Below are 19,339 nucleotides of genomic sequence, written 5' to 3'. Positions count from 1 at the left end.
AGTAAAAAGTTATTATAATGATATAATGAATAATAATGGTTATATATAATTTAAAAGAGGAGGATCTAGCTTAGTAGATATATTAAGTTAAACAAATTTTATGAGTATAAGATTTATTTATGGAAGAAGTGGAAGTGGAAAAACTTCCTTTGTAATTAATGATATAAAAAATGAATATAGAAATAAAAGAACTAAGGGACCCCTTATTTTAATTACCCCTGAACAACTTACTTTCCAAACAGAGAAAAAACTTATAAATGAATTTGGTTTTTTAGGTAAGGATATAGATGTTTTAAGTTTTAAGAGAATGGCTAATAAAGTTTTTAAGGAAGTAGGTGGAATAACTAAAACGCATATACAATCGTCAGGAAAAACTATGCTTTTATATAAAGTTGTTGATGAATTAAAGGATGAATTAAAAATTTATTCTACAGCAGCTAAACAAACTGGATTTGTAAATACGTTATTAGAAATTGTAAGTGAATTTAAAAAATATAATGTAACACCAGAGACATTATATGAACTAAAAGATGATATAGATGAGAATAGTTTTTTATATAATAAAATTAGTGATTTAGCTATAATTTATGAAAAATTTCAAAAGATTCTACACAGTGGATATATAGATCCAGAAGAAGATTTGACTATACTTAATAAAAAACTTAGTGAAAGTAAAATTTTTAGAGACATAGATATTTGGATTGATGAATTTAGTGGATTTACTCCTCAACAGCATTTGATTTTAGAATCTTTACTTAGAAATAATTGCAATTTAAATATAACTTTAAATATGGATTATGAGGATAGTGAAAGTATAAACTATAGTACGGTATTTTCACCTATAATTTATACGAGAGATAAATTGATTGAAATGGCAAGAAAAGAAGGAATAAAAGTTGAAAAATCTATAGAGTTATCAAATTCTCCTGTAGTTAAATTTAAGGAAAAAGAGGATTTGGCATATTTAGAAAGAAATTATTTTTCTTATCCATTTAAACCATATAAAAAAAATATAGAAAATATAGAGTTGTTTAAGGCAATGAATATATATTCAGAAGTAGAAGATTTAGCAATAAATATTTTGGGGTTATGTCGTGAAAAAGGTGCTAAATTTAATGAGATAGCGGTAATTACAAGAAATCTAGATACATATGAAAACTTAGTAAAATCAATTTTAAATGAATATGATATACCGTATTTCATAGATGAAAAAAAGGATATAAGTTCAAATAATTTAATAATACTTTTATCTTCTCTAATGGATATATTAAATAATAATTGGAGATATGAAAGTGTTTTTAGGTATTTAAAGACAGGAATTTTAGGTATTGAATATAATCATATAGATTTATTAGAAAATTATATTTTGGAGTCTGGTATAAGAGGTAAAAAGAATTGGATAGAGGACCAAAGTTGGTACAAAAATATAATTTCTAAGTACAATTTAAAATATAAAATTAATAATTTTTTATACAATACATTAAGCAACATGGAACAGCTAAAACGTGATGATTATGTTAAAAGCTTTGAAGGTAATATTAAAGGATTTAAAGATAAATTTGAAACTGTTTTTGATTATGTAAAAGAAAATAAAAATATAAAAAATATAGATTATGAAAAAAGAGAAATTATAACAGAAGAACAAATAATTCAAAGTTTTATTTCTAATGACTTTTATGAGTTAGTTCAGTTATTTAATGAAGAAGTAGAAGAAGAAACATTAAAAAAAGTAAAAGCTTTATGTGATGAAATAAAAATAATTACTGATACTAGAAATCAGGTTATTGGGCCAATTGTAAGTTTAAATAATAGTATGCGTGGCAGAAGAAAAATTAAAGATTTCTGTGTAGCACTTTTCAACTATTTAGAAATAATTAATATTAGAGAGAAAATTGAAAAGCTAGTTACTAAATTTAAGGAAAGAAAAGAAATTGAATTAGTAAATGAGTACAGTAAGATTTGGAATTTTATTATGCAACTTTTAGATCAAATGGTTGAAGTAGTTGGCGAAGAAGAGGTTACGTTGGAGAAATTTTCTAAAATAATGCAGCTTGGTTTTAAAGAGCATAAAATGGGATTTATTCCTCAAACCCTTCATCAAGTAATTGTAAGTAGTGTTGAAAGATTAAGAGGACATAATATTAAATACTTATTTATATTGGGAGTAAATGATGGTGTGTTCCCCAAAACTAACGCAAAAGAAGGAATTCTTACAGATAGAGATAGGATATTTATAAAAGATAAAGGTGTAGAGCTTGCAAAGGACACAAGAAGTCAAGCATTTGAAGAACAATATTTAATCTACACAACTTTAACTTTAGGACAGGAATATTTAAGGATAAGTTATCCAATATCAGATCATGAGGGAAAAGCATTAAGACCTTCTATTATAATTTCCAGGTTAAAAGCATTATTTCCAGCATTAGAAGAGGAAAGTAATGTTGTTTCAATTAATGAAAAAAATCTCATAGTAAGTAAAACACCTACATTTAATCATTTTATTGAAAAATTACAAGAGGTAGATGAGAGTAAAGAGTTATCTGAACTTTGGATAGAAGTTTATAAATGGTTTAATAAGGATGAAAAATGGAGAGAAAAGATAGATGGAATGTTAAATGCTTTTTCTTATTCTAATCAAGTTGAAACCATAGGTAAAGACAGAGCAATTGAATTATATGGTGAAAATAAAATGTTCAGTATTTCTAGAATAGAAAATTATATAAGATGTCCTTTTGCTTATTTTGTTAGATATGGATTAAGAGCAGAAGAAAGAAAAATATTTAGTTTAAATCCACCAGATTTAGGTACGTTTATGCATAGTATATTAGATAGATTTTCAAAGTATGTAGATAAGGAAAGTTCTTGGGATAAGATTACCGATGAATTATGTGAAAAACTTGTTGAAAAAGGATTTAATAAGGAAATGCAAGAATCTATAGGAAATGTGTTTAAAGGTTCACGTAGATATGGATATTTTGGTGAAAGAATAAAGAGGGTTGTAAAAAAATCAGCAAAATTAATTGTTCAACATATGCAAAGAGGAGGTTTTTCACCTTTAGGATATGAAATTCAATTTGGTTTGGGAAAAGAGGGGTATTCACCTATAGAGTTAGAGTTATCTACAGGAGATAAGGTTCAATTAGTTGGAAAAATTGATAGGGTAGATAAACTTATATACGAGGGAGAGGAATACTTTAGGGTAATAGATTATAAGTCAGGAAATAAAGATTTCAAACTTTGGGAGGTTTATTACGGTCTTCAAGTTCAGCTTTTAACTTATTTGGATGCAATACTAGAGAAAGAAGGAGAAAAAATTGATTTTCCCGTATTTCCAGCAGGAATTTTGTATTTTAAAATAGATAATCCAATAGTTAAAAAAGATAAAAACTTATCAGATGAAGAATTAGAAAAAGAAATAATGAAAGCACTGAAAATGAAGGGATTAATTTTAGCTGATACAAAGATAGTTAGAGAAATGGATAGAGAAATAGAAGGAGCATCTTTAATATTGCCTGTTGGTTTCAAAAAGGATGGAGATTTTTCTAAGATTTCTCATATTGCTACAAAAGAGCAATTTGAGCTTTTAAGAGAGCATGTCAAAAGTAAATTAATAAATTCTTGTGAAGATATGTTAGAAGGAGTAATTAATATAGGACCGTGTATGACAAAAACAGGTACTGCTTGTGAGTACTGTGTATATTCAAGTATCTGTACTTTTGATTTAGCAATGCAAGATAATGAGTATAAAATATTAAAAGAAAAAAGTGATGAAGAAGTTTGGAAATTATTAAATGAAGAAAAGGAGGAAAGAGAGAATGGCGGATATTAAATGGACCAACGAACAATTGGATGTAATAGAGACACATAATTGTAATCTTTTAGTTGCTGCGGCTGCCGGTTCAGGAAAAACAGCAGTACTTGTTGAAAGAATTATTCAAATGATTATGGATGAAAAAAATCCAATAGATATAGATAGATTATTAGTAGTTACATTTACTAATGCTGCAGCATCAGAAATGAGAGAGAGAATAGGCGATGCATTATCTAAGGAGATTGGTAAGGGAAAAAATGCTGTAAGATTACAAAGACAATTAACTTTATTAAATAGAGCCAGTATAACAACAATTCACTCTTTCTGTTTAAATGTAATTAAAAATAATTTTCATAAAATAGATATAGACCCGGGATTTAGGGTAGCAGATGAAACTGAAGTTGTGCTTTTGAAACAAGAGGCTTTAGAAGAATTGTTTGAACATAAATATGATAATTCTGTTGAAATTAATGAAGAGGAAGGGTGCTCAGGAGAAGAGTTTTTAAGGTTGGTAGAAACGTATTGTACTAATAGAGATGACCTTAGACTTATGGAATTAGTTTTAAGAATTTATAATTTTGCTAATACAGCACCTAATCCCAAGAAATGGTTAGAAGAGAATTCAGAAAAATTTAATGTAAGCAAATTTAATTCTATTGAAGATAGTGATTGGATTAGAATTTTGAAAAATACATTATTAGTTTCATTGCAAGGCGCTTATATGCAATATTGTGAAGCGTATAATTTAGTGCAAGAATCTATTGAATTAGAACCTTATGAAGAACTTATAAAAGATGAATTAGCTATGATTAATGATTTAGTTCAAGGCTTAAAGATATCTTTTATAGATTTTATAACAGAGATACAAGAAGTTAAATTTAAGAAGCTTCCTACAATTAGGAATGTAAAAGATAAAAATACAAAAGATAAAATACAGGGAATTAGAAATGATATCAAAAAACAAATTGAAGCATTAAGACAGGATTATGGGGAAATAAGTAATGAGAATGTAAAAGAAAGTTATGAATATATTTACCCTATAATAAAGAATTTAAGTATTTTAGTTATGCAATTTAGTACAATATATAAAAGAAAGAAAAAGGAAAAGGGAATTATTGATTTTAATGATTTTGAACATTTTTGTTTAGAAATTTTAGTTGAAAAAGATGAAAAAAATCAATGGGTTATAAATGAAAAAGGAAAATATGTTCCATCAGGCGTGGCATTAGAATTAAGAGAAAAGTATGATGAAATTTTAATAGATGAATATCAAGATTCTAATTTTGTTCAAGAATTATTATTAAACATGGTTTCTAAAGTTAGTGAAGGAAAGCCCAATGTCTTTATGGTAGGCGATATAAAACAGAGTATATATAGATTCAGACAAGCAAAACCAGAATTGTTTCTAGAAAAATATAATAATTATAGTAGTGAAAAGGGATCAGATTTTAGAAAAATATTGTTGTTTAAAAATTTTAGAAGTAGAAAAGAAATATTAGATGGAGTTAATTTTATTTTTACCTCTATAATGTCAGAACAGATTGGGGAATTGGATTATAACGAAAATGAGGCATTGAACTTAGGGGCAGATTATGAAGAAATTGGTTATAAAGAGGGTTTCGTAGGTGGAGATATAGAGCTTCACTTATTAGAAAAAAATGAGGAAGAAGCTGAAACAGAAGTTGGTATCCAAATAGATGATGATTCTGAAGAGGTTGAATCAACAACAGATATGGCCTATGAAGCTAGAATTACAGCATATAGGATAAAGGAATTTATAGAGAATAATGAAAATCCCTTTATGGTTTTAGATAAACATACAAAGGAATATAGACGTGTAAAATATAAAGACATTGTAATTTTGTTGAGAAGCACAGCTAGTGTAGCTGGAGAATTTATGGAGGAATTTAAAAAATATAATATTCCAGCATATGCAGATATAAGTACAGGATATTTTGAAACTACGGAGATTAAAACAATATTAAGCCTTTTGCAAATAATAGATAATCCCATACAAGATATTCCACTATTAGCCATAATGAAATCTCCAATTGGAGGATTTAGTCCCGATGATTTTATAAGCATTAGGATAGATGAAAAACATAAAAGTTTTTACGATGCTTGTAAAGATTATATAAAAAATAATGATAATAAACTAAGTAAAAAGCTTGATGAATTTTTTTATAAGTTAGACTCATGGATTGAGAAATCATTATATACTCCAATAGATGAATTTATTTGGTTTTTATATATGGAGACAGGATACTATGGGTTTGTAGGAGCATTACCAAATGGAATTCAACGACAAGCAAACTTAAAAGTATTATTCCAAAGGGCTAGACAATATGAAAATACAAGTTATAAAGGATTATTTAATTTTATTAATTTCATTAATAGATTAAAAAACAATAGTGGAGATATGGGTAGTGCTAAAATTTTAGGAGAAAATGATGATGTAGTTAGAATAATGAGCATTCATAAAAGTAAAGGTTTGGAATTTCCTATAGTTTTCTTATGTGGTATAGGAAAAAAATTTAATTTACAAGATTTAAATTCAAATTTACTTTTACATCATGAGCTAGGATTTGGACCAGATCTTATAGATTATGAAAGAAGAATTTCTTATCCATTACCAATAAAGAAAGCAATAAAGGAAAAAATTCTTATGGAAACTATATCAGAAGAAATGAGAATTTTATATGTTGCCTTAACAAGAGCAAAAGAGAAGCTTATTTTAGTAGGTGGAACTAGAAATATAGTGAATTTTATTGAAAGAACGAAAAATAGGGCATCCTTTAAGAATGAAAAAGTTGCAGAGTATAGTATAGCTAAATGCAGAAGTTATTTAGATTGGATAATGATTTCATTAATTAATCATAGTAAATTTGTAGAACTTTTAAAAGTAGAATTAAACAGGGTATTTGGAATTGAACAAGAATTTGAAAATAATATTGATGATAATTCTAAATGGAATTTTAAAATTTGGAATAAAGGTGAATTAGAAGATTTAAAATTAGAAGATGAAAAAGATAGAGGAGAAGTTTTAACAAATATTTTAAATCAATATAATGTTAATGATGAATTAATAGAAAACAATGTATGTAAAGATAATCAAAAGAACATAGACAATAAAATTTATGATTTTATAAATTCTAGATTAACTTATGAATATATGTATTCGAAGGCAGAAGAACTTCCTACAGTATTAACGGTTTCTGAATTAAAAAGAAGATTTAATGTATTAGAACAAGAAAATTCACAAGAAGTTGTTGAAGTTAGTCTTATAAAAAGACCTTCTTTTATGGAAGGAAAGAAAAAGTTAACAGCTGCAGAAAGAGGAACGGCTTTTCATGCAATTATGCAGTATATAGACTTTGCCAAAGTAAAGTCTATAGAGGATGTGAAAAGTGAAATTTTTAGAATTTATTCAAAAGAACTAATAACAGAAGAAGAGTCAAATTCAGTGGATCCTAATAGAATATTTATGTTTTTTAAAGATAAATTAGGAAATAAAATAGTAAATAGTATTCCAAATGTGTATCGAGAAATAGAATTTCATATTCCATTAAAAGCTATAGAAGTATTTCCAGAACTTAAAGATGAAATTTATAAGGAAGAGGAAATATTGTTACAAGGAATTATAGATTGTTATTTTGAGACAAGGGATGGAGAAGTAATTTTATTAGATTATAAAACAGACTATATAGAACAAGGAGAAGAAGAAAAGATAGTAAGAAGATATAAGTTGCAACTAGATTATTATGAAAAAGCTCTTGAAATACTTACAGGGAAAAAAGTAAAAGAAAAATATTTATATTTATTTTCTTTAAATAAGTCAATTAGATTATAATATATCTATACGTTATATTAATAAGAAATAAATAATTATATATTTTATTAAGATTCTCTCTATGAGGTGATTTAGTGTTAACATTTATAGCAAAACTAGTTAAAAGGTTTAAAGAGCATGACTTATATGCTCTTGCATGCCAATTAGCATATAGTTTAATCCTGTCTATATTTCCTTTTTTAATATTTTTACTTACTATAGTTGGATATAGCTCTTTAGATGCCGAAACTATCATGAGTACATTACAACCATTAATGCCACATAGTGCATTTGAACTTTTATCACAAACAGTGTCTGAAGTATTAACAATGGGGAGGATAGATGTTTTATCTTTTGGTATTTTAGGTACTCTTTGGGCATCATCTAGTGGATTTCGAGCTATTATAAAAGGATTAAATAAAGCTTATGAAACAAAGGATAAGAGACCTTATTGGAAAACTATTATTTTATCTTTAATATCTGTTTTTGTATTAATAATTATAGTTATTTTTGCATTTTCTACAGTTGTATTTGGAGAGAAAATAGGTCTTGCAATAATAAAATATTTAAATCTATCAATGGATTTTATTTTAAATTGGAATATTATAAGATATTTTATGGCTCTAATATTCATGATAGTAATCTTTTCAATTTTATATTATGTAATACCATGTAAAAATATGAAGTGGCTAGAGGTGCTTCCAGGAGCTTTATTTTCAAGTTTAGGATGGATAATTACTTCAGCAATTTTTGCATATTATGTAAATAACATAAACAATTATTCTAAAATTTATGGAGGATTAGGCGCTGTAATTGTATTGTTACTGTGGTTATTTTTGACATCTATAATAATTCTCTTAGGTGGAGAAATAAATGCAATTTTAAGTGAAGGAAAATGATTAAGATTCAACTAAATGGGTATAATCCTAGAAAATACCTTTAAGGAGGATGTACCTATGAATAAAATTTTTATCATTGGACGAATCGCTAAGGAGGCAGAATTAAAGACTACAGAAGAAAATAAAAAAAGTTATACAAAGTTTCCAGTAGCAGTAGATGCAGGATACACAAATAAGCAAGGTGAGAAAGTTACTGATTTTTTTCAAGTTTCATTATGGGGAAAACCAGCAGAGGCCTTAACACCATATTTAAATAAAGGAAAACTTGTTAGTATTATTGGAAGTTTGAGAAATCATAGTTATGAAAATAAAGAAGGAAATAAAAAGTATTATACAGAAATTTTAGCGGAAGAAGTAAAGTTTTTGGAATATAGTAAAGCAGAATAAAAAGCCCAAAACAGTAAAGACATATATTAAACAAATGTTAAATTAAAAATATATATAAAGTGTATTTTTATATAAAATAAAGCCTATATCTTAGTTTACATAGTAACTTAAGGTATAGGCTAATTTTTATGTTCTTGACAAAAGTTAAAATTTTTAATATACTTTGGGTATCAAATAGTTTGATAATCAAAATTTGTGTGGTGATCTTTTGAGTAAGTCAGTGAAAATTTTAAATGAATTATTGGTAGAAACGTTTAATGATATTTTAACTATTGAACAAAATGCCATTAAAGAAGGAAATCTTAAAGATCTATCTATTACCGAAATCCATACAATAGCTGCCATTGGAATGTATGATAATAAGGCAATGAGTGAAATAGCACAGCAACTTGAAATTACTGTGGGTACTTTGACTATAGCAATTAATAATCTTGTTAAAAAAGGTTATGTTGAGAGAAAAAGAAGTGAAACAGATAGAAGAGTTGTTTTAATTGAACTTACTAGAAAAGGAAAATTAGCCTTTAGAGTGCATGAAAAATTTCATTCAGATATGATAAGAGCTACTATTGAGGGATTAAGTGATGAAGAAGAAAGTGTATTAATAAATTCACTAGAAAAATTAAATAGTTTCTTTAAGAAAAATTATCATCTAAAGTAATCGAAATTATAAATTCTATCTTTAGAAAAGTATGAAAGAAGGAAACACGATGAACAAAGTACGTATATTAGGTACTGGTATGTATGTGCCTAAAAAAATACTTACAAATCATGAACTTAGTCAGATTGTTGAAACTAATGATGAATGGATAAGTTCTAGAACTGGAATAAAAGAGAGAAGAGTAACAGAAGGGGAAGATTTAAAAACTTTATCTTATAATGCAGCTAAAATTGCTTTAAAAGATGCGAAAATTTCTCCTGAAGATTTAGATTTAATAATAGTTGCTACATCTTCATCTATAAAAACATTTCCTTCTATAGCCTGTGAAGTACAAAGTTTATTAGGAGCAAAAAATGCGGCAGCTTTTGATATGTTAGCAGCATGCTCCGGCTTTGTATATGGTTTATCTTGTGCTAAGGCCTATATAAATAGTTGTATGTATAAAAATATTCTAGTAATAGGTGCAGAGATATTATCTAATGTTTTAAATTGGAATGATAGAAATACATGTGTTCTATTTGGAGATGGTTCATCGGCTATGGTGTTATCCGTAGGAGAAAAGGAACAAATTCCTCAAATCATTTTAGGGTCAGATGGGGATGGTGCAGATTATTTAAGTTGTTATTGTAATGATCTAGATACTCCTTTTTTACAAGAAAAAAGTTCAAATTATAAATATATAAAAATGGATGGTAAAGAAGTATTTAAGTTTGCAGTAACAAAAGTTGAGCAATGTATAAAAGAGATTCTAAAAAGAGAAAATATAAGTTCTGTAGATCATATTATATGCCATCAAGCTAATTATAGAATAATTCAAAATGTGAGTAAAAGACTTAATATCCCAATGGAAAAATTTTATATTAACTTAGATAGGTATGGAAATACATCTAGTGCTAGTATAGGAATAGCTTTTGATGAAATGAAAAAATTAGGTATCTTAAAATCAGGAGAAAGAGTTATTATAGTTGGATTTGGTGCTGGACTTACCTGGGGTGGAGCATTAATAAATATTATATAGGAATAAACCTTTGAAATATACTTTGAATATCAAACAAAAATATTTTTTATAGAAATTAAATAAAATCTTATATATAAATATAAAAGATTTATTTTTTATATAAATACTTTGATTGTCAAACTTAAATGTAAAATTGTTTACATTTATATAGTAAGAATTAAAAATGAGCTTTTAAAAGAGTATTTTAAAAATAAATACTTTGATAATCAAATAAAATCACTAATTTATAAGGAGAGAATTATTATGATATTTGAAAAAGTAAGAGAAATTATTGTTGATCAATTAGGTGTAGATGAAAGTGAAGTTACTATGGAAAAAGCATTAATTAATGACTTAGGTGTAGATTCACTAGAAATTTTTGAGATCGTAATGTCTTTAGAAGAAGAATTCGATATTCAAATTCCTAATGAAGATATAGAAGAAATTAAAACTGTTGGAGAAGTTGTAAAGTATATAGAAGAAAAGACTAAATAAGAAAGATAGTAATTTTAAGTGTGGAGGGAACTATGTTTAATTCTAAGATATGCGAAATTTTAGAAATTCAATATCCTATATTTCAAGGGGCCATGGCTTGGATTGCAGATAGTTCCTTAGCCGCTGCAGTTTCTAATGCAGGTGGCTTAGGGATTATAGCAGCAGGAAATGCGCCAGTAGAAGTAGTTAGGGAAGAAATTAGAAAAACAAAACAGTTAACAAATAAACCTTTTGGGGTAAATATAATGCTTTTAAGTCCTTATGCAGAAGAAATTACAGATTTAGTATGCGAAGAAGGGATTAAGGTTATAACTACTGGTGCTGGAAATCCAGGGAAGTATATGGATAAATGGAAGAGTAAAGGGATTAAAGTTATTCCTGTAGTTCCTTCTGTAGCTTTAGCTAAAAGAATGGAAAGAGCTGGGGCAGATGCTGTAATTGTAGAAGGATGTGAGGCAGGAGGGCATATTGGAGAATTAACTACTATGGTTCTAGTACCACAAGTGGTTGATGCCATAGATATTCCTGTAATTGCAGCTGGTGGTATTGGAGATGGAAGAGGTGTTGTAGCAGCATTTATGTTAGGTGCAGATGGAGTGCAACTTGGAACAAGATTTTTAGTAGCAGACGAATGCAATGTACATGAAAATTATAAGCAAAAAGTATTATCGGCAAAAGACATAGATACTGTGGTTACAGCAAGATGTACTGGTCATCCAGTTAGGGTTATTAGAAATAAATTAGCAAGAAAATATTTAGATTTAGAGAAGCAAGGTATTTCTAAAGAAGAAATGGAAGGATTAGGAACAGGTACTTTAAGAAAAGCTGTTGTAGAAGGTGATGTGGATGCAGGTTCTATTATGGCGGGACAAATAGCTGGATTAGTTAAGAAAAAGCAAAGTTGTAGTGAAATAATACAAGAACTTTTTACAGAAGCTGAAAGTGTGGTTAGTACTTTTAGGGAGGAAAAATAAATGAGTAACATAGGATTTATATTTTCAGGACAGGGTTCTCAATATATAGGAATGGGTAAATCAATATATGAGAATTTTGAAGAAAGTAAAAATGTTTTTAATAAAGCTGATGAGATTTTAGGGTTTTCACTTACTTCTCTTTGTTTTGAAGGAAAAAAAGAAGAGTTAGAAAAGACAGAAAATACTCAACCGGCAATACTAACTACCAGTTTTGCTATATATAAAGTTTTAGAATCTAGAGGTATAAAACCTAAAGTAATGGCAGGACTTAGTTTAGGTGAATATTCAGCTTTAGTAGCGTCTGGTGCTTTAGAATTTGAAAAGGCTATAGCTTTAGTTAGAAAAAGAGGAAGATTTATGGAGGAAGCGGTGCCAAGTGGCACAGGTTCTATGGCAGCTATTATTGGTTTAGAAAAAGAAAAGATAGATAAAATTGTTCAAGAATGTTCAGAAGAAGGATTTATAGCTATTTCCAATTTAAATTGTCCAAAACAGATTGTTTTGGGAGGAGAAAAAAAAGCTATACAGAAGGCCTGTATAGTAGCTAGAGAAAAGGGAGCATTACGAGCACTTGAATTATCTGTTAGTGGTCCTTTCCATACTCCTATGTTAAAAGGAGCGGCAGAGAATTTAGAACTAGAACTTAATAAAATAGAGTTTACGGATCCAATTGTACCAGTAATAACTAATGTTACTGGAGACTATATGGAGTTTTCGAAGATAAGAGAAACATTAAAAACACAAGTTATGAGCACTGTCTTATGGCAAAAATCTATTGAAAAAATGTTAGAAAGTGGTATAGATACTTTTGTGGAAATTGGACCTGGAAAAGTTTTAAGCAATTTTATAAAAAAGATAAATAGAAAAGTTAATATATTGAATGTAGAAGATACAGAATCGTTAAAAACTGTCTTAGAGAAATTGAAAGTCTAACTAGCGAGAGGAGAAGGTTTACATGAAAGAAAATAAGGTTGCCATAGTGACAGGTGGAAGTAGAGGAATTGGAAAAGCCATAGCATTAAGACTTGCAGAAAAAGGATTTAATATTGTAGTTAATTATAGAAAAGATAATGAGGCTCTTTTACAATTTATAAAGGAAATAGAGTCAAAGGGTGTTACTGCTATGACTATAAAAGCAGATGTTAGTAACTTTAATTCTGTAGAGGAAATGTTTAAACAGGTTATGCAGCATTATGGAAGAATTGATGTTTTAGTAAATAATGCAGGAATAACTAAAGATACATTACTTATGAGAATGAAGGAAGAAGATTTTGATTCTGTTATAGATGTAAATTTAAAGGGAACATTTAATTGTGTTCGTCAAGTTACACCTATTATGCTTAAACAAAAAGGTGGAAGAGTTATAAATATATCTTCTGTTGTAGGTGAAGTAGGTAATGCAGGTCAAGTAAATTATGCATCTTCAAAGGCAGGAATTATAGGACTTACTAAATCACTTGCTAAGGAGCTAGGCAGTAGAGGAATTACAGTAAATGCTATAGCTCCAGGGTTTATAAAAACAGATATGACAGATGTGCTTTCAGATAGAGTAAAAGAAGATATAAAAAATAATATTCCATTAAGAAAGATGGGAGAAGCGAGAGATGTTGCAAATTTAGTTGCATTCTTAAGTAGTGAAGATGCATCTTATATAACAGGTCAGGTAATTAATGTTGATGGTGGAATGGTAATGTAAAGAAAGGATCGATGATTATGATGCATAGAGTTGTAGTTACAGGAATGGGTGCACTTACTCCAATAGGAAATTCTGTAGATGAATTTTGGAATGGAGCAAAAAATGGTCAAAATGGTATAGACGAAATTAAAAGTTTTCCAATAGATAATCTAAGGGTTTCTTTAGCAGGAGAATTGAAAGAATTTAAAATAGAAGATTTTATGGATAAAAGAGAAGCTAAAAGAATGGATAGATTTTGTCAATTAGCTATGATTGCATCCGAAGAAGCAATTAAAGATTCAGGATTAAATTTAGATGAAATAGATAAAGATAATTTTGGTGTAATAGTTGGGTCTGGTATAGGTGGACTTAGTACCACAGAAAAAGAAAAAGAAAAGCTTATGGAAAAGGGACCAGCTAGAATATCACCTTTTATGATTCCTATGATAATTGCAAATATAGCTGCTGGAAATATAGCTATTAAATATGGGGCAAAAGGTGTATGTACTAGTATAGTAACAGCTTGTGCTACAGGAACAAATTGTATAGGAGAGGCTTTTAAAAAGATAAAGTATGGTGATGAAGAAATGATGATAGCCGGAGGAACAGAGGCAGCAATAACTCCTCTTGCAATTTCTGGATTTGCAAATTTAACAGCCCTAAGTACAAGTAAGGATAAAAATAGAGCATCTATTCCTTTTGATAAAGAAAGAAATGGATTTGTCATGGGAGAAGGAGCTGGGATATTAATTTTAGAATCATTGGAACATGCATTAAAAAGAGGGGCTAAAATTTATGGAGAGATTATAGGATATGGTGCTAATTGTGATGCTTATCATATAACATCACCAAGTCCAGAAGGTGATGGAGCTGCTAAGTGTATGAAACTTGCAATTAAGGAAGGTGGAATTAAGTACGAAGAAGTTTCGTATATTAATGCTCATGGCACAGGTACACCATATAATGATAAATTTGAAACTATAGCAATTAAGAAAGTATTTGGAGAATATGCATATAAAATACCAGTAAACTCTACTAAGTCTATGACAGGGCATTTATTGGGAGCTGCAGGAGCTATAGAAAGTATAATATGTTTAAAATCATTACAAGAAGGATATGTTCATCCAACAATTTCATTAAATGTTAAAGATGAAGATTGTGATTTAGATTACGTAGCTAATAATGGAAGAAAAGTAGAACTTAAATATGCAATGTCAAATTCATTGGGATTCGGTGGACATAATGCCACATTGTTATTTAAAAAATGGGAAGGAAGATAATTTCTATGGATTATAAAGAAATAGAGAATTTAATAAAGGTTTTAGATAAATCTAAATTTAATTATATAGAAATTAAAAATCATGGATTTGCTATAACACTAGGAAATGAAGTTCCGAAATATAATTCAAATAACAATACGGAAGAAAGTAAAATTAATATAGAAGAAAAGGTTACTGAACAAGTAAAGGACGAGGAAAAAAATTGTTTAAGTAATAAAACTAAAATTAAAGAAGATACCCAAGAGAAAAAATGTGAAATTAGTCAAGAGCAAGTGATTAAAGAAGAATGTAAACAGGATGAGGATACAGACCTAGAAGATGTAGTTTCTCCTATAGTAGGAACATTCTATTCTTCTCCTTCTCCGGATGAAAAAGTTTTTGTGAATGTTGGTCAAAAAGTTAAAAAAGGCGAAACACTTTGTATTATTGAGGCTATGAAGCTTATGAATGAGATAAATGCTCAGTTTGATTGTGAAATAGTAGAGGTATTAGTTCAAAATGAAGAAATGGTAGAGTTTAATCAAAGTTTATTTAAGGTTAAAAAGATGTAATTAGTCGTCTTTGGTAATGATGAAGTTAAAAATAATACTTAATTACTAAAATTATATTAAGTGTGTAAATTTAAATTAAGGAAGTGAAAACTTTGGATATAAAAGAAATTCAAAAGATAATTCCTCATAGATACCCATTTGTTTTAGTAGATAGAATAGAAGAGTTAGAACCGGGGGTTAGAGCCTTAGGGTATAAAAATGTTAGTATAAATGATTATTTTTTTCAGGGACATTTCCCAGAAGAACCTGTAATGCCAGGAGTATTAATCGTAGAAGCTTTAGCTCAAGTAGGAGCAGTAGCTCTTTTAAGTATGGAAGAATTTAAAGGTAAGATTGCATATTTTGGTGGAATAAACAAGGCTAGATTTAAAAGAAAAGTTGTACCAGGCGATAAATTGATGCTAGATGTAGAAATTATTAAAATGAGAGGACCTATGGGAATAGGTAAGGCTACAGCAACTGTGGATGGAGAAATTGCAACTATAGCTGAGCTTACTTTTGCCATAGGAAAATAAAAAATATGTTTAATAAAATTTTAATTGCCAATAGAGGAGAAATAGCTGTTAGAATTATAAGAGCTTGTAGGGAAATGGGAATTAAAACTGTAGCTGTATATTCCACAATTGATGAAGATGCTATTCATACACAATTAGCTGATGAAGCAGTATGTATAGGACCAGCTAAAAGTGCTGATAGTTATTTAAATGTTAAAAATATACTAAGTGCAGCTGTATTAACTAGTGCAGAAGCAATACATCCTGGTTTTGGATTTTTATCTGAAAATAGTAAATTCGCGAAAATGTGTAGTGAATGTAATATAAAGTTTATAGGACCTAATCCTGAGACTATAGAACTTATGGGAAATAAGTCTAAAGCAAAGGAAACCATGGAAAAAAATCAAGTACCTGTTATAAGAGGATCTAAAGGTGCGGTACAAGATGAAGAGGAAGGGTTAAAAATTGCTGAGAAAATAGGATTTCCTATAATGATTAAGGCTTCTGCTGGTGGTGGAGGAAGAGGAATTAGAATAGTTAATTCTAAAAAAGAGTTTAATAAAGCTTTTTCAACAGCTAAAAGAGAAGCAAAGGGGGCTTTTGGAGATGATTCTATGTATATTGAAAAGTTCATTCAAAATCCTCGCCATGTAGAAATTCAAGTTTTAGCTGATTCTTATGGTAATGCTATTTATTTAGGAGAAAGAGATTGTTCTATACAGAGAAGAAATCAAAAAGTTTTAGAGGAAGCACCTTGTCCTGTTCTTTCTGAAGAAATGAGGGCAAAAATGGGAGAGGCAGCTATTAAAGCATGTAAAGCAGCTTCTTATGAAAATGCAGGAACTATAGAATTTTTATTAGATAGTAATAATGAGTTTTATTTTATGGAAATGAATACAAGAATACAAGTTGAACATCCCATAACGGAAATGGTTACAGGGGTGGATTTAGTAAAAGAACAAATAAAAATTGCTAGTGGAGAAAAATTAAATCTTTCACAGAAAGATGTTAAGTTAGAAGGTCATGCAATAGAATGTCGTATAAATGCAGAAGATCCTAATAATAATTTTATGCCTTCTCCTGGAACTGTTAACATAATTCATCTACCTGGTGGTAATGGAGTAAGATTAGATAGTGCAATATACAATGGATATACAATACCTTCTTCATATGATTCTATGGTGGGAAAACTAATTGTTTATGGAAAAAATAGAGAAGAAGCTATAAATAAAATGAAAAGGGCACTAGGTGAATTTATTGTAGAGGGTATTAAAACTAATATAGATTTTCAATATAGAATATTGAATAATCAAAACTTTAATGAAGCCAAAATTGATACAAGTTTTATAAAAAAGGAATTTGGTATTTAAAATAAAATTTATGTGGTGATGAAAATGGGCATTAAAAATATCTTTAGGAAAAATAAATATGCTACCGTAAATATTCAAAATACTATAAACACTTCCGTAGATAATATACATGAAGATATAGTAAAACCTAACATACCTAATGGTATGTGGATAAAGTGTAATTGTTGTAAAAAAATTGTTTATAAAAAAGATATAGAAAATAGTTTAATGACATGTAGTGAATGTGGAACCTGTTTTAGACTAGCAGCCAAGGAAAGAATAAAATATACTATAGATTCAGGAACATTTAAGGAAATGGATAAGGATATGAAAAGCGAAAATCCTTTAAATTTTCCGGGATATAATAAAAAGATTGAAGTATTAATGGAGAATAAAAACCTAAATGAAGCAGTTATAACTGGAGTAGGAAAAATAAATGGTATAAATGTAGCTATAGGTGTTATGGATTCACAATTTATGATGGGAAGTATGGGCTCAGTTGTTGGAGAAAAAATAACTAGATTATTTGAGTTAGCAAAGAAAAAAAGATTACCAGTAATTCTTTTTACAGCATCTGGTGGAGCAAGAATGCAAGAAGGAATGTTTTCCTTAATGCAAATGGCCAAGGTTAGTGCGGCTATAAAAAAACATAGTGAAAAAGGTCTTTTATATATAACAGTTCTAACAGATCCAACTACGGGTGGGGTTACAGCAAGCTTTGCTATGCAAGGAGATATTATTCTATCAGAACCTAAAGCACTAATTGGATTTGCAGGAAAAAGGGTTATAGAACAAACTATAAAACAAAAGTTACCAGAAGAATTTCAAAGCGCAGAATTTTTATTAGATAAAGGGTTTGTGGATAAAATCGTTAAGAGAAAAGATATGAAAGAGACTCTAGCTAAAATTTTAAGTGTACATTGTAATATAAGCAATGATGTAAGAGAAGAAAAAAATGGTGAAGATAAAGAAGTATCGCATCTAGAAAACAAAAACATTATTAAAACGAAAAAATTTAAATTAAAAGATAATGATGAATTAGGTACATGGGAAAAAGTGAAAATTGCAAGGCTATTGGAAAGACCTACAGCGCTTGATTATATAAATAAAATATTTGATTACTTTGAAGAATTTCATGGAGATAGATTATATGGAGATGATTCATCCATTATAAGTGGAATAGGAAGCTTTAAAAGCAAGCCAGTAACTGTTATAGGTATACAAAAAGGAAGAGATCTTCAAGAAAATATTAAAAGAAATTTTGGAATGCCTCATCCAGAAGGATATAGAAAAGCCTTACGATTAATGAAGCAAGCAGAAAAATTTAAACGTCCAGTAATTTGTTTTATTGATACACCAGGGGCATTTTGCGGAATAGAAGCTGAAGAAAGAGGACAAGGTGAAGCTATTGCTAAGAATCTTATGGAAATGTCAGATTTAAAGAGTCCTATTATTTCTATAATAATAGGAGAAGGGGGAAGTGGAGGAGCACTTGCACTAGCTGTAGCAGATGAAGTGTGGATGTTAGAAAACTCCATATACTCTATTTTATCTCCAGAAGGATTTGCTAGTATATTATTTAAAGATGCCAAAAAGTGTATAGAAGTATCTGATGTTATGAAAATAACATCTAAAGATTTAATGAACTTTGGAATTATAGATAGAGTAATAAAGGAACCTTATGGAGGGGCACATAAAGATATAGACTTTATGTGTAAGAACTTAGAAAAAAATTTAGAAGAAACTTTAATTCGACTATGTAGTGAACCTATAGAAGGAACATTGAAGAAGAGATACTATAAGTTTAGAAAAATAGGAAAGTTTATTGAATAAAAATAACCAGGAGGCTGTCGCATTAGCATAAAAATTTATACTAACGCGGCAGCGTTTTTTTGTGTTTTATAGAAAATTTAATGATAGTTCACCGCCTATAAGCTTAA

Annotated in this window: 15 protein-coding genes; all 15 read left to right on the top strand. The window is 28.7% G+C overall.

Annotation, left to right across the window (positions count from 1 at the left end):
- Positions 1–100: 100 nt before the first annotated feature.
- Positions 101–3,829, top strand: a complete 3,729-nt coding sequence (locus tag QOZ93_RS12460; RefSeq protein WP_307356889.1) for a PD-(D/E)XK nuclease family protein — start codon at positions 101–103, stop codon at positions 3,827–3,829.
- The gene (addA, locus tag QOZ93_RS12455; protein WP_307356887.1) at positions 3,816–7,661 is read left to right on the top strand and encodes a helicase-exonuclease AddAB subunit AddA; all 3,846 of its coding nucleotides are present in this window, start codon (positions 3,816–3,818) and stop codon (positions 7,659–7,661) included. Before QOZ93_RS12460 ends, addA begins: the two co-directional genes overlap by 14 nt.
- 74 nt (positions 7,662–7,735) lie before the next feature.
- A complete protein-coding gene (locus QOZ93_RS12450; protein WP_111940556.1) occupies positions 7,736–8,539 on the top strand; it encodes a YihY/virulence factor BrkB family protein in 804 nt (267 codons plus the stop codon).
- Positions 8,540–8,596: 57 nt separating this feature from the next.
- The gene (locus QOZ93_RS12445) at positions 8,597–8,926 is read left to right on the top strand and encodes a single-stranded DNA-binding protein (protein WP_162630321.1); all 330 of its coding nucleotides are present in this window, start codon (positions 8,597–8,599) and stop codon (positions 8,924–8,926) included.
- Positions 8,927–9,134: 208 nt separating this feature from the next.
- Entirely contained in the window at positions 9,135–9,584 is a 450-nt protein-coding gene (locus QOZ93_RS12440; protein WP_307356885.1) for a MarR family winged helix-turn-helix transcriptional regulator, read from the top strand.
- 49 nt (positions 9,585–9,633) lie between these two features.
- On the top strand, positions 9,634–10,602 hold the full coding sequence (locus tag QOZ93_RS12435; protein WP_307356883.1) for a beta-ketoacyl-ACP synthase III: 969 nt from the start codon (positions 9,634–9,636) through the stop codon (positions 10,600–10,602).
- Positions 10,603–10,845: 243 nt separating this feature from the next.
- A complete protein-coding gene (gene acpP, locus QOZ93_RS12430; protein ID WP_111940566.1) occupies positions 10,846–11,076 on the top strand; it encodes an acyl carrier protein in 231 nt (76 codons plus the stop codon).
- Positions 11,077–11,108: 32 nt separating this feature from the next.
- Complete coding sequence (gene fabK / locus QOZ93_RS12425; protein WP_307356879.1) at positions 11,109–12,050, top strand: enoyl-[acyl-carrier-protein] reductase FabK; 942 nt, start codon at positions 11,109–11,111, stop codon at positions 12,048–12,050.
- A complete protein-coding gene (gene fabD / locus QOZ93_RS12420) occupies positions 12,051–12,983 on the top strand; it encodes an ACP S-malonyltransferase (protein WP_307356877.1) in 933 nt (310 codons plus the stop codon).
- A gap of 22 nt (positions 12,984–13,005) precedes the next feature.
- Positions 13,006–13,746, top strand: a complete 741-nt coding sequence (gene fabG / locus QOZ93_RS12415; protein ID WP_307356875.1) for a 3-oxoacyl-[acyl-carrier-protein] reductase — start codon at positions 13,006–13,008, stop codon at positions 13,744–13,746.
- A gap of 17 nt (positions 13,747–13,763) precedes the next feature.
- A complete protein-coding gene (gene fabF, locus QOZ93_RS12410) occupies positions 13,764–15,005 on the top strand; it encodes a beta-ketoacyl-ACP synthase II (protein ID WP_307356873.1) in 1,242 nt (413 codons plus the stop codon).
- Positions 14,990–15,556 (top strand): acetyl-CoA carboxylase biotin carboxyl carrier protein, encoded by a 567-nt coding sequence (gene accB / locus QOZ93_RS12405; RefSeq protein WP_307356871.1) that lies wholly within the window; start codon positions 14,990–14,992, stop codon positions 15,554–15,556. Before fabF ends, accB begins: the two co-directional genes overlap by 16 nt.
- An 83-nt stretch (positions 15,557–15,639) precedes the next feature.
- Positions 15,640–16,071: a 3-hydroxyacyl-ACP dehydratase FabZ gene (fabZ, locus tag QOZ93_RS12400; RefSeq protein ID WP_307356869.1), complete on the top strand. Its 432-nt coding sequence runs from the start codon at positions 15,640–15,642 to the stop codon at positions 16,069–16,071.
- Positions 16,072–16,076: 5 nt separating this feature from the next.
- A complete protein-coding gene (locus tag QOZ93_RS12395; protein WP_307356867.1) occupies positions 16,077–17,420 on the top strand; it encodes an acetyl-CoA carboxylase biotin carboxylase subunit in 1,344 nt (447 codons plus the stop codon).
- 24 nt (positions 17,421–17,444) lie between these two features.
- A complete protein-coding gene (locus QOZ93_RS12390) occupies positions 17,445–19,232 on the top strand; it encodes an acetyl-CoA carboxylase carboxyltransferase subunit alpha (RefSeq protein ID WP_307356865.1) in 1,788 nt (595 codons plus the stop codon).
- Positions 19,233–19,339 lie beyond the last annotated feature (107 nt).

It is taken from the genome of Hathewaya limosa, assembly GCF_030815255.1.
In the GTDB taxonomy this organism is placed as follows: domain Bacteria; phylum Bacillota; class Clostridia; order Clostridiales; family Clostridiaceae; genus Hathewaya; species Hathewaya limosa.
This window is presented reverse-complemented; position numbering and strand designations above follow the sequence as displayed.